General features: G+C 65.9%; 12 protein-coding genes and 1 tRNA gene. 11 read left to right on the top strand and 2 right to left on the bottom strand.

Annotation, left to right across the window (positions count from 1 at the left end; translation table 11 throughout):
- The first annotated feature begins 207 nt into the window (after positions 1-207).
- The 6 genes from ACK4R0_RS10110 (at position 208) to rpoN (ending at position 5,645) form a co-directional block, all read left to right on the top strand.
- Positions 208-1,023, top strand: a complete 816-nt coding sequence (locus ACK4R0_RS10110; protein ID WP_409673799.1) for a TerC family protein — start codon at positions 208-210, stop codon at positions 1,021-1,023.
- Positions 1,020-1,637: a ribonuclease D gene (locus ACK4R0_RS10105; RefSeq protein ID WP_409673798.1), complete on the top strand. Its 618-nt coding sequence runs from the start codon at positions 1,020-1,022 to the stop codon at positions 1,635-1,637. Before ACK4R0_RS10110 ends, ACK4R0_RS10105 begins: the two co-directional genes overlap by 4 nt.
- Before the next feature lie 81 nt (positions 1,638-1,718).
- The gene (gene lptC / locus ACK4R0_RS10100; RefSeq protein WP_409673797.1) at positions 1,719-2,360 is read left to right on the top strand and encodes an LPS export ABC transporter periplasmic protein LptC; all 642 of its coding nucleotides are present in this window, start codon (positions 1,719-1,721) and stop codon (positions 2,358-2,360) included.
- Between the two features lie 65 nt (positions 2,361-2,425).
- Positions 2,426-2,953: an LptA/OstA family protein gene (locus tag ACK4R0_RS10095; protein ID WP_409673796.1), complete on the top strand. Its 528-nt coding sequence runs from the start codon at positions 2,426-2,428 to the stop codon at positions 2,951-2,953.
- Between the two features lie 327 nt (positions 2,954-3,280).
- Positions 3,281-4,063 carry an LPS export ABC transporter ATP-binding protein gene (gene lptB, locus ACK4R0_RS10090; RefSeq protein ID WP_409673795.1) on the top strand — a complete coding sequence of 261 codons (783 nt, stop codon included), beginning with the start codon at positions 3,281-3,283 and terminating at the stop codon, positions 4,061-4,063.
- Between the two features lie 34 nt (positions 4,064-4,097).
- A complete protein-coding gene (rpoN, locus tag ACK4R0_RS10085; RefSeq protein WP_409673794.1) occupies positions 4,098-5,645 on the top strand; it encodes an RNA polymerase factor sigma-54 in 1,548 nt (515 codons plus the stop codon).
- 222 nt (positions 5,646-5,867) lie between these two features.
- Here rpoN and ACK4R0_RS10080 read toward each other — a convergent pair whose 3' ends face one another.
- Together ACK4R0_RS10080 and ACK4R0_RS10075 are read right to left on the bottom strand one after the other, a co-directional pair.
- Positions 5,868-6,503, bottom strand: coding sequence for an LON peptidase substrate-binding domain-containing protein (locus ACK4R0_RS10080; protein ID WP_409673793.1), 636 nt, complete (start codon positions 6,501-6,503; stop codon positions 5,868-5,870).
- Positions 6,500-7,408 (bottom strand): tetratricopeptide repeat protein, encoded by a 909-nt coding sequence (locus tag ACK4R0_RS10075; RefSeq protein WP_409673792.1) that lies wholly within the window; start codon positions 7,406-7,408, stop codon positions 6,500-6,502. The genes ACK4R0_RS10080 and ACK4R0_RS10075 overlap by 4 nt, the downstream gene beginning before the upstream one ends.
- A gap of 239 nt (positions 7,409-7,647) precedes the next feature.
- Between ACK4R0_RS10075 and ACK4R0_RS10070 the strand changes: the two genes are divergently transcribed.
- The 5 genes from ACK4R0_RS10070 (at position 7,648) to ACK4R0_RS10050 (ending at position 12,439) form a co-directional block, all read left to right on the top strand.
- Positions 7,648-7,722 (top strand) — tRNA-Gly (locus ACK4R0_RS10070).
- Positions 7,723-7,903: 181 nt separating this feature from the next.
- The gene (locus tag ACK4R0_RS10065) at positions 7,904-8,908 is read left to right on the top strand and encodes an enoyl-CoA hydratase/isomerase family protein (protein ID WP_409673791.1); all 1,005 of its coding nucleotides are present in this window, start codon (positions 7,904-7,906) and stop codon (positions 8,906-8,908) included.
- Positions 8,905-9,891 carry a CoA transferase gene (locus ACK4R0_RS10060; RefSeq protein WP_409673790.1) on the top strand — a complete coding sequence of 329 codons (987 nt, stop codon included), beginning with the start codon at positions 8,905-8,907 and terminating at the stop codon, positions 9,889-9,891. Before ACK4R0_RS10065 ends, ACK4R0_RS10060 begins: the two co-directional genes overlap by 4 nt.
- The gene (locus tag ACK4R0_RS10055) at positions 9,888-11,285 is read left to right on the top strand and encodes an amidohydrolase family protein (protein WP_409673789.1); all 1,398 of its coding nucleotides are present in this window, start codon (positions 9,888-9,890) and stop codon (positions 11,283-11,285) included. The genes ACK4R0_RS10060 and ACK4R0_RS10055 overlap by 4 nt, the downstream gene beginning before the upstream one ends.
- On the top strand, positions 11,282-12,439 hold the full coding sequence (locus ACK4R0_RS10050) for an acyl-CoA dehydrogenase family protein (protein WP_409673788.1): 1,158 nt from the start codon (positions 11,282-11,284) through the stop codon (positions 12,437-12,439). Before ACK4R0_RS10055 ends, ACK4R0_RS10050 begins: the two co-directional genes overlap by 4 nt.
- Positions 12,440-12,441 lie beyond the last annotated feature (2 nt).

Here is a 12,441-nt window from a genome sequence, read left to right as displayed (position 1 = left end):
GACTTCCGAGTGATTCTCTTAAACCAAATCCTGCGGCATGGCGAACAATAAATGGCGCAGGCAAAGGGTTTGCCGCGCAATTATGGCGGTTCGACCCGCCCATTGGTGGTGCGCCGCAGCGTGTGACACGCCGGTGGCAACGAGAATCGGCAATGCGGCGCGTTTGCGGGCCTTGCCTTGCGCCAAGCGCTGCGGCAATTGGGGCTTATGGACAGCATCATTCCCCTGTTGAGCGACCCTGCAGCCTGGGCCGCGCTTGTCACGCTCGTGGTGCTGGAGGTCGTGCTTGGCATCGACAACCTGATCTTCATCTCGATCCTGTCGAACAAGCTTCCCGAGCACCAGCGGCAGAAGGCGCGCCGGATCGGCATCGGCCTTGCGCTGGTCATGCGGCTGGCGCTGCTGTCGATGATCGCGTTTATCGTGTCATTGACCACGCCGGTGTTCGATCTGGGAATATCCGGGCCGCTGGGTGAGCATGGCGAACCCACGTTCGAGACGCAGTTCTCGTGGCGCGACATCATCCTGATCATCGGCGGACTTTTCCTGGTGTGGAAAGCGACCAAGGAAATCCACCACAGCGTCGATCCCGAGCCTTCGGGCGAAGCGCTCGACAAAAAGGGCAAGGCTGTGCTCGGTTTCGGCTCCGCCATCATCCAAATCATCGCGCTCGATGCGGTGTTCTCGATCGATTCGATCCTGACCGCAGTCGGCATGACCGACGACGTGCCGATCATGATGGCTGCCGTGATCATCACCGTGATCGTGATGCTGGTGGCAGCCGATCCGCTGGCCAACTTCATCAATGCCAACCCCACGGTGGTGATGCTGGCGCTGGGCTTTCTGCTGATGATCGGCGCGGTGCTGATCGCCGATGGCTTCGGCGTGCATGTTCCCAAGGGTTATATCTATGCCGCGATGGCATTTTCTGCGATGGTCGAAGCCCTGAACATCTGGTCCCGAAACGGGCGCGAGAAAAAACGCGGCAATTCGCCGGTTCCTTCCAATGGCGAGATTGCATGACCGTATATTTTCACGAATCAGACCTGCCTGCCGATGTGCTGGCCCCCGGGCCGGTTGCGGTCGATACCGAAACCATGGGGCTGATCACCCCGCGCGACCGCTTGTGCCTGGTGCAGATTTCCGATGGCAGAGGCGATGAGCATCTGGTGCGCTTCATGCCCGGCGCGGACTACGCAGCACCCAACTTGCGCGCCGTGCTCGCCGATCCCGAACGGTTGAAGCTTTACCATTTCGCCCGGTTCGATCTGGCGGCAATCCAGCATTATCTGGGCGTGATGGCAGCGCCGGTGTTCTGCACCAAGATCGCTTCGCGGCTGATCCGCACCTATACCGATCGGCACGGGCTGAAAGAGCTGGTGCGCGAGGTGCTGGGCAAGGAGCTGAGCAAGGTCCAGCAGTCGAGCGACTGGGGCGCGCCCGAGATCAACGATGCGCAGCGCGATTACGCCGCCAGCGACGTGCGCTTCCTGCATGCGCTGCACGCCGCGATGGATGCGCGCCTGGTGCGCGAAGGCCGCCGCGAACTGGCGCAGGCCTGTTTCGATTTCCTGCCGGCGCGGGCGCAGCTCGATCTGGCAGGCTGGCCGGAAATTGATATTTTCGCGCACGCTTAATATATGGCGGGTTGATAGATCGCGGGGACGACGACCGTCCCCCTGCAAACCCGGCGCGACTGCGAAAGGCCCAAAGGCGACATGACCGAACGCGCTGACATCATGCGCAGCCGCCGCAAGCTGTTTGCCAAACCAGGCAGCAGCCACGACCGCATGGTGCGGCTGCTGGGCATCATCCTGCCCTCCGCGATCGGCGTGCTGGTGGCGTTTCTCGCGCTCGCGCCGCTGCTGCGCAACACCGAGGTCAGCTTCCTGCTCGACAAGAATCAGGTCGAGATCGCGCGCGAGCGCATGCGCGTGACCCAGGCAATGTATCGCGGCCAGGACAGCGAGGGGCGGCCGTTCTCGTTGCAGGCAGGCTCGGCGGTGCAGCAAAGCTCAGCCAACCCGGTGGTGCAGCTCCAGAACCTGGCGGCACGCATCCTGCTGGCAGAAGGGCCCGGCGTGCTCGAGGCGGGCCAGGGCACCTACAACATGGACAGCGAACAGGTCTCGATCGTCGGGCCGGTGCAGTTCAACTCGTCGAACGGCTATCGCATGGTGACGCGCGATGTGGATATCGATCTGCCCGAACGCACCATGGTCAGCCGGGGCGAGGTCACCGGTCGCTTGCCGACTGGCACTTTTCGCGCCGACCGGCTAAGGGCGGACCTTGCCAATCGCACGGTCACGCTGGAGGGTCGTGCGCGGCTGCGGATGACTCAAGGGCCAATCGCCCAGTGACGAGCGGAGATAAGGGATTGACCAAGCGGTTTTCAGTCAAGGCTTCGGCGCCTGCGCGTCGATGGTTGCCCGGTGGAATCGCCGGTGCGTTCAGCCTGGCCGTGCTGGCGCTGGTGCCGGGCAGCGTCACCGCGCAATCGCTGATGAACCACAACAGCAATGCGCCGGTTGATTACGCCGCCGACCGCATCGAACTGCAGGATCGCGCCAATCGCGTGCTGCTCTCGGGCAATGTCGATATCACCCAGGCGGGCCTTAGGCTGCAGGCGGCGCGGATGACCGTGGCCTATCGCAATTCGGGCAGCATCGAGATCGAGCGGATCGACGCCAATGGCGGCGTCGTCGTCACCAAGGGTGAGGAACGCGCCAGCGGCAATGTCGGCATCTATGATTTCAACCGGCGGATCATCACGCTGATCGGCAATGTCGCGCTGCGCCAGGGCGGCAACACGCTCAATGGCGGGCGGATGGTGATCGATCTGACCACGGGGCGCTCGACCGTCGATGGTCGCTCGGCCGGCGGCGCTCCGGGCCAGACCGGCTCTGCGGGCGGTCGCGTTTCGGGCACATTCGCGGTGCCAAACCGGGATTGATCTCCTCAAAAATCCTCCCCCAGCTTGCTGGGGGAGGGGGGCCGCCCGCGCAGCGGGTGGTGGAGGGGCAGCGAGGTCATGTTTACCTCGATCTTCGCGCTCTCCCGCTTCCCCCTCCACCACTGACCTTCGGTCAGCGGTCCCCCTCCCCGAGGCAAGCTCGGGGAGGATTTGAATCTGCGCCCACGCCCACCCCTCACGATAGCCCATGCATAAATCCTGCCAACACGTGAACATCGCCGGTTTTCATCGCATTGTTCCATGCTATGGGGGAACAAACGAAACGCGGCGACGAGAGCCGCCGTCTTGGTTTGCAGGAAATGTGCGATGAACGATGTAGCCCCCCTTGGCCTGCTCAGCGGCACCGCCGCCGATCCCGCTTTGTCGAGCGACGGGCTCAACGTCGTCTCGATCGCCAAGAGCTATGACAAGAAGGTCGTGCTGTCGGACGTGTCGCTGCATGTCGCCAAGGGCGAAGTGCTCGGCCTGCTCGGCCCCAACGGCGCGGGCAAGACCACCTGCTTCTATTCGATCATGGGGCTGGTGAAGCCCAATTCGGGCCGCATCATGCTCGACGGCGTCGATATCACGCCGCTGCCGATGTACCGCCGCGCGATTCTGGGGTTGGGCTATCTGCCGCAGGAAACCTCGATCTTTCGCGGCATGACGGTCGAGCAGAACATCAAGGCGGTGCTTGAACTGGTCGAGCCCGACGTGACCGCGCGTGCCGAGCGGCTCGAGACGCTGCTCGAGGAGTTCGGGCTGACCCGGCTGCGCGAATCCCCGGCGATGGCGCTTTCAGGCGGCGAACGCCGGCGTTGCGAGATCGCCCGCGCGCTCGCCGCCAGCCCCTCGATCATCCTGCTCGACGAACCGTTCGCAGGGATCGATCCGCTGTCGATCGCCGACATCCGCGATCTGATCATCGAGCTCAAGTCGCGCGGCATCGGCGTGCTGATCACCGACCACAACGTTCGCGAAACGCTCGATATCGTCGACCGCGCCTGCATCATCTACGATGGCCAGGTGCTGTTTGCCGGGACGCCGGACGCATTGGTGGCCGACGAGAACGTGCGCAGGCTGTATCTGGGTGAAAGCTTCGCGCTGTGATTGCGGCGGTTGCGGGTGATCAAGGACTGACCTGATGGCGCTCGGCCCGCGCCTTGACCTGAGGCAGAGCCAGTCGCTGGTGATGACGCCGCAGCTGCAGCAGGCGATCCGGCTGCTCGCGCTGTCGAATATCGAGATCGAGGCGTTCATCGGCGAGGAGCTCGAGCGCAATCCATTGCTCGAGCTGGGCGGCGAGGACGTCGGCGGCGACGTCGTCGCCAGCGGCATCGACGCCGCGTTCGATGCACCCGCCACGCCGCCGAGCAATGGCGAGCTGGTGGGCAGCGACGAGCTGATCGGCGCAGGTCTGGGCGAGACCGACCGCCCGCTCGACATCGATCTGGGCGGCGAGGTGTTCCACCATGATTGCGTCAGCGACGGACCCGACCGGGTGGCGGGCGAGGGCAGCGGCGGGCTCGACGGTGCGCTCTCGCTCAACGACATCATCACCGGCGGCGGCGCGGACAGCGACGGCTGGGAGGATTCGCTCGAATATGATCTGACGCTGCGCGAGCATCTGCACGCCCAGGCGGGGATGGCGATGTCCGGGGTCACGCTGTTCATCGGCCGTCACCTGATCGAGTTGATCGACGAGAACGGCTATCTGCGCGGCGACCTGCTGCAGGTGTCGCACCAGCTCGGCGTGCCGCTGGGCGAGGTCGAGGCGGCATTGGCGGCGATCCACACGCTCGAGCCCACCGGGGTTGGCGCGCGCGATCTGGCAGAATGCCTGGCGCTGCAGGCCAAGGAGGCCGACCGCTACGATCCGTGCATGGCGCGGCTGATCGACAATCTCGAGCTGCTCGCGCGCGGCGCACTGCCCCAGCTCAAGCGCTTGTGCCGGGTCGATGACGAGGACCTGGCCGACATGATCGCCGAATTGCGCCAGTACGATCCCAAGCCCGGCAGCCGGTTCGGCGGATCGAGCGTCGATACGGTTGTGCCCGATCTGTTCGTGCTCGAGCGCGAAGGCAAATGGATGATCGAGATCAACAGCGCCACTCTGCCGCGGCTGCTGGTCAACCGCAGCTATCACGTCTCGCTCACCGGCGGGCGGCACGATGCCAAGTCCAAGGCGTGGCTGGGCGAGTGCCTTGCCGAAGCCAACTGGCTGGTAAAAGCGCTCGACCAGCGCCAGCGCACGATCATCAAGGTGGCAAGCGAGATCGTCAAGCAGCAGGAGGGCTTCTTCCGCAACGGCGTCACCCAGCTGCGCCCGCTGACCCTGCGCAGCGTCGCCGACGCCATCGAGATGCACGAATCGACCGTCAGCCGCGTCACCAGCCACAAGTATCTGAGCTGCGCGCGCGGTCTGTTCGAGCTCAAATACTTCTTCACCAGCGCGATCCAGGCGACCGACGGCGGCGATGCGGTGTCGGCCTCGGCGGTGAAGAGCCACATCAAGGCGCTGATCGACGAGGAGGACGCAAAGAACATCCTGTCCGACGATCAATTGGTCGATCTGCTCAAGGAACGCGGCTTCGACATCGCCCGGCGCACCGTGGCGAAATACCGCGAGGCGCTGGGCCTGGGCTCATCGGTACAGCGCCGCCGCCAGAAAAAGCTGCAAGGCGCGCGGTAGCGCCTTTGAAGAGGATGGATGGGCGAGCCTCGCCTCTCCCTTGATGGGAGAGGCAGCGAGACTTGGCAGCTTGCTGCCTAGTCGCAGCGGTGAGGGTGATGGTGCGGCTGGGTGTACCGGCGCGACGTCGCAGCCTCAAGCCGGAGAGATCACCCCCACCCAACCCTCCCCCATCAAGGGGGAGGGCTTTGGCCCCTCCCGCAAGCGGGAGGGGAGAGGGCATCACTGCAGCGTCACCCTTGGATCGTCGCTGTCGCGGCGGCCGAAGAATTGCATCAGCTGCACCAAAAGGTCCGCCCGCGTCGTCAGGCCATCGGCTTCCAGCAGCGCCTGCTTGGCCGCCGCATCGAACGGGGCGATCTGGGCGATGCCGTTGACCAGCGAACGGTCGTCGAGCCGCGCCACCGAATCCCAGTCGACGCTGTAACCCTGCGCATTGGCGAACCGCTGCGCTTCACGCTCCAGGCTGGCGCGCTCGATGCTCGACAGCGCCTGGTCGTCGTCGTTCTCGTTGATCAGTTCGGCCTCGATCTGGCGGAAGGCGGTCGTCACATCCAGTTCGCGCAGCACGCGGAACCGGGCAAAGCCTTCGAGCACCAGATTGTAGCGGCCATCGTCGAGCGCCTCGACATCGACGATCCGCCCGACGCAGCCCATGTCGAACAGCGGCGGCGGATCGCCCGGCCCGCGCGGCTGGATCATGCCGATCTGCCGGTCGCGCGCCATCGCATCGCTGACCAATGCGCGGTAGCGCGGCTCGAAGATGTGCAGCGGCACCTGCAGCCCGGGGAACAGGATCACCCCGGTCAGCGGGAAGATCGAGATGCGTTGCGCCACCATGGCTGGCTTGTCGGTCATCCGAACAGCGCGGCGGAAAGCTTGCGCCGTGTCGCCGCCACCCAGGGATCTTCCAGCCCGACTGCCTCGAAGATCTGCAGCAGCCGCGCGCGCGCCGCGCCTTCGTTCCACTCCTTGTCGGCCTTCACGATGGCCAGCAGATGCTCTGCCGCCTCGTCGCGCTCGCCACCGGCGAACAGCGCCACCGCCAGATCGAAACGCGCGGCGTGATCGTCGGGCGCGGCATCGGATGCGGCGCGCAGCCCCGCGATCTCGCTGTCGTCGGCCTTGTCGGCGACCAAAGCGATCGCGGCCTTGGCCCGGTCGAGCGCGGGATCACTGGCAATTTCGGGGGGAAGGTCGGCGAGCAGCGCCTGCGCTTGTTCCACCTTGTCGGCTGCGGCCAGCGCGCGCAGCAGGCCCGATATCGCCGCTACGCTTTCGGGCACCATGTCGAGGATCTGCGCGAAGATGCCTGCTGCCCGCTCGCCATCGCCCTCGGCCAGCACCTCTTCGCCCATCGCGATCAGCGGGGCGATATCGGGTGCACCGGTATCCTCGTCATTGCCCGCCTGGATCGGCAGCTTGGCGAGCAGCTGGTCGAGGATGCCGCCCAGTTGCGTCTCGGTGCGCGCGTTGGTGAGGTTCGCCACCGGCTGGCCCTGGAACATCGCATAGACGGTGGGGATCGACTGGATCTGGAACTGCGAGGCGATGAAGCGCTCTTCGTCGACATTGACCTTGACCAGAATCACGCCCTTGTCGGCATAATCGGCGGCGACTTTTTCCAGCACCGGGGTCAGCGTCTTGCACGGGCCGCACCATTCCGCCCAGAAATCGAGGATCACCAGTTTGGTCATCGAAGGTTCGACCACGCTGGTGCGGAATGCCTCGACGGCCTTGTGTTCTTCGGTCGTCAAACCCATGCTTGCCAAGTCAAATGCTCCTGCTGTTGCGCGCGGCTCACCCGATGGGTGCGCGCCTGCGGGTTCATCCCCGCCATATTGCGCCATCTTATCCGAAACCCCAAGATGGTGCGCAAGCAGCTTCTGCCAAGAGCGGAATAATGATTCCGCGGCAAATACACATTTGGGCTTGCCGGACCCAAAACCCGATGCTAACTGCGCGCCTCACCTGCTGGATCGCACGTCGAACCAGCCGCCGAGCGGGCGTAGCTCAGGGGTAGAGCACAACCTTGCCAAGGTTGGGGTCGAGGGTTCGAATCCCTTCGCCCGCTCCAGTTTTTCCAGAAAAATCAACATGTCAGTGCGATACGATCGCCCCCAGAGGCGGGCGCGTTGGTCTGTGCTAGGCTTTGAACATTTGCGTCACCGCGCGCGCGCCGTTTGGATTGCCTGGTTTGCGTCGGTTGTTGCAGCGGGAACTGGTCAACCAGAATGGACACCGCTAGGCCATAGCGCATGGCGAAAGCACCGCAGACGCAGGATATCGACTATTTCGGCGCGGACCGGTTTTCGGCGCTGGGCGATGTTCCCGTCATCATCCAGGACGTGCCGGGATGGGAGCCGCCCGGCCCGCCGATCCAGGCGGTGTGCATCGGGGTCGATCGCGCAGGCGCGCTGCCGGCTGTCGATCCGGCCCGATTCGATCTTCTTCTCACCATTGCACCGCGCGCTCCGGCGCCATGGGTCTCGATCGCGCCTGACCGGCTCGACGAACATCTGCGCACGCTGGAGGCGGCTGTGCGCGGTTGGCCCGTCGCGGCGACGGCTTTGTGCGCGGTGCTGCGGATCACGCAGGCCATGCCTTTCGGCGATGCACTTGCTGTCGAATCCTATGCCTATTCGGCGCTGCTCGGCGGATCGGAGTTCCGGCGCTGGCACTCGGCAAGGGGCGCGCTTGCCATTCCTGCGGCGCATGACGAACTGGTCCTGATCGAACGCGACGCCGATGTCGTCACGCTGACGCTGAACGACCCCGGATCGTGCAATGCGATGACCGCCGCGATGCGCGATGCGCTGCACGCCGCGTTGACGGGGATATTGGACGACCCGAGCGAGCCCAGGCTGGTGCTGCGCGGCGCGGGACGGTGCTTTTCGACGGGCGGGGCGCTCGGCGAATTCGGCAGTGCAGGCGATCTCGCCCAGGCGCACGTCATCCGGACGCTGCGCAGCTGCGCCGCATTGCTTGACGCCATCGGCGAGCGGGCGAAGGTCTGTCTGCACGGCGCCTGTGTCGGTTCGGGCCTCGAGATTCCCGCCGCCGCCCGGCACCGTGCCGCCACCCAGGATGCATGGTTCCAGTTGCCAGAACTGCGCATGGGGCTGATCCCGGGAGCGGGCGGCACCGCCAGCGTCGCGCGCGCCATCGGTCGGCACCGGACGGCGTGGATGGTGCTTTCGGGCAAGCGGCTGAGCGCAACGCAGGCGCTGGCCTGGGGGCTGATCCACGAGATCGCGCCATGATCGACGCGCGGTTGTTCGATTTGGTCGCCGACGAGGCGGCGAAGGTCGCCGCACTCGCAGGCGCGCTCGGTGGCAACATGGACATCGACCTGCCGATGCTGTTCCAGCGCGATATCGCGCTGCAACCGCCCGGCCTGTGGTCGCCCAATCGCCATTGCCGGCTGGTGGAAGCCGCCGATGGCTGGCTCGCCGTCAACATGGCCCGCGAAGACGATCTGGCGTGCATCCCGGCCTGGCTTGAGTGCGAAATCGCGGGCGACCCGTGGAGGTCGATCATTGGCGGGGCGAAGAAGCAGACAGCGGTGCGTCTGCGCGACCGCGCGGTGCTGCTCGGGCTGCCGGTCTCCATCGTTGGCGAGGCGCAAGCCGCTTCGCCACCTGTGCTCGCCCGGGCGGTGCGGGAGGATAGGCGGTTGCGGGTCGTCGATCTCTCGGCATTGTGGGCCGGCCCGCTGTGCGGCGCGCTGCTTGCCCAGGCGGGGATGGACGTGACCCGGATCGAATCCCCCTCGCGCCCAGACCCGACGGCCATCTCGACCCCGCAACACAGCGCGCGGCTGAACGGATCGAAGCGCCGGATCGACATGGACCTGCATAGCCCGCGCCTGTTGCAGGAGATCGCTGCGGCCGATGTCCTGATCACCAGCGCGCGTTCGCCCGCGCTGGCACGCCTGGGAATTTCGCTGGAGCGCCTGTCCACGCTCAACCCCGGCCTGATCTGGGTGGCGATCACCGGCCATGGTTTTGCCGGAGCCGATGCGATGCGCGTGGGGTTCGGTGACGATACCGCAGCAGCGGGCGGTCTGGTCGCGTGGAGCGACGGCGTGCCGCGCTTCATCGGCGATGCGCTGGCTGACCCGTTGACCGGCCTGCGCGCGGCGCATCTCGCCTTGCAGGCGGTGGTCCGCGCGCAATCGGGGCTGATCGATGTCGCGCTTGCGCCCACGGCGGCGTGTTTCGCGCAGCGGGCAGGGCTGGCGTGACCCGGCCGTACGAGCTTGTTCTGCGCCAGGCGCAGCTTTTGGACGGCACGGTGGCCGATATCGGCATTCGCGATGGCCGGATCGCCGCGATTGCAGCGACGCTGGGCGCCGGAGACGACGAGATCGAATGCCAGCGCCAGTTGCTGCTGCCCGGGCTGCACGATCACCATATCCACCTGCTGGCGACCGCCGCGCGGATGCAGTCGGTCGATCTGTCGGGCATCACCGATGCCGATGCGATCGCGATATCGCTGCGTGAGGCGGCCGCCGGCACCGGCGCTGGCACGTGGGTCCGCGCCACCGGCTATGACGAGCGTGCGGCCGGGCTGCCCGATCGCCACCGGATCGATGCCTGGATCACGGACCGTCCGGTGCGCATTCAGGATCGCACCGGGGCGCTTTGGCTGCTGAACAGCGCCGCACTCGCACGGATCGGCGATGCGCCCTGGCCCGATGCGGTGGAAACCGATGGCGACGGCAGTCCCACCGGGCGGATATGGCGTGGTGACGATTGGCTGCGCGAGCGTATCGGATCGCAGCCGCCATCGCTCGCCCCGCTGTCGCGGCAATTGCTGCGCTGGGGAGTGACGGCGGTGACCGATGCCGGTGCGCGCAACGGTCCCGATGAAGCGGCCCTGCTGTCGGCGGCGATCGGCGATGGGCATTTGCTGCAGCGGCTGACGATGATGGGGCGCGAAGATCTGCCCGGCGGCGACGGTTACCGCATGGGTCCGGTCAAGCTGCTGTTCGACGAGCGCGACCTGCCGGACCTTGCCACGATCGCCGCGCGGATCGAGGCGGCGCGGGCGTTGCGTCGCAACGTGGCCGCGCACTGCGTGACATCGGCCGAACTGCTGTCGTTTCTGGCAGCGCTCGACATGGCGGGCGGATCGCAGCCCGGCGATCGGATCGAGCATGGCAGCGTCATCCCGCACTGCCTGCTCAAGGACATCGCCCGATCGGGGCTGACCGTGGTTGCCAATCCCGGCTTCATCGCCCGGCGCGGGGACCGGTATCTGGCCGAGGTCGACCCGCTCGACCTGCCCGACCTGCAAAGGCTGGCATCGCTGCAGGCCGCTGGCATCCCGGTGATGGCAGGCAGCGATGCGCCTTATGGGCCGACCAACCCCTGGGTGGCGATACGCGCCGCAATCGATCGCAGGACGCCTGCGGGACAGGTTCTCGGGCTTCGCGAGGGAATCGATCTGGCTGCCGCGCTGCGCCTATTTTATCCGCCCGATGGCATTGCCAAGGGCGCTGTTGCAGACTGCCTGCTCATGCAGCCGGACTGGCAGCAGCGATTGAGGGCGGACCAGGATCCCGATCCCGTCGCGATGACGATCATGGCAGCGCACGTGGCCGATCCACAACCAACAGGGGCACACAACGCATGAACTTCGAACTCGATGAAGAACACCGGATGCTGCAGGATCTTGTGGCCCGGTTCGTTCGCGAAGAACTGATCCCGCTCGAGCTCAGGGTCCTGGCGCGCGAGGCGACGACCGGCACTGCCGCGCTGATGCCCGAGGAAGAGGCACGGTTGCGCTCGGTGTCGCGCGACATGGGGCTGTGGGGTCTCGATGCGCCTGAAGACGTCGGCGGCATGGCGCTGCCCCATGTCGCGATGGTCGCGGTCAACGAGGAACTCGGCCGGTCTGCGGTCGCGTTTCATCTGCCGCCCGACAGCCCCAATCTGCGGATGCTGATGGCCACGGTCAACGACGCGCAGCGCAAGCAGTATCTTGCGCCCTATGTGCGCGGCGAAACGATCTCCGCGATCGGCATTTCGGAGCCCGGCGCCGGGTCCGATCCGCGCGCGATGAAAACCCGCGCGGTCAGGTCGGGGGACGACTGGATCATCAACGGGCGCAAGATCTGGATCACCCGCGCCGCCGAGGCGGACTTCACCATCCTGATGGCGCTGACCGATGAGGAAGGCGCGCGCGGCGTTTCGGCGTTTCTGGTGGATCGTGACACCCAGGGCTTCGAGATCGTCCGGCCGGTGCCGATGATCGGCGGCGAGGTGACCTATGAGATCGCGCTCGCCGATTGCCGAATCCCGGGCGACAGGCTGCTCGGCAGGCTGGGCGACGGCTTCGGCCCGATGCAGACCCGGCTGGGCACACGACGGCTGCAGATCGCGTGCTGGTCGATCGGGCTCGCACAGCGCGCGCTCGACATGGTGTGCGATTATGCTCCGCAGCGCGAGATTTTCGGCATGCCGCTGTCCAAGCGTGGCGGCGTGCAGGACTGGGCGGCGCGGGCGGCGACGCAGATCCATGCTGCGCGGCTGATGACGTATGATTGCGCGTGGAAGCTCGATCAGCAGCGCGATACCCGGCGTGAAATCTCGATGATCAAGGCATTTTCCACCGAGATGGCCTGGGATATCGTCGATCACGCGATGCAGCTTTTCGGCGCGATGGGGATGACCCGCGAGATGCCGCTGCACATGATGGCGTCCCGTATCCGCACGATGCGGATCTATGACGGCCCCACCGAGGTGCACAACTGGGTGATCGGCAGGGATCTGTTCGCCAGCGTATAACC

The sequence above is a fragment of the Blastomonas sp. genome, assembly GCF_046294995.1.
GTDB lineage: Bacteria > Pseudomonadota > Alphaproteobacteria > Sphingomonadales > Sphingomonadaceae > Blastomonas.
This window is presented reverse-complemented; position numbering and strand designations above follow the sequence as displayed.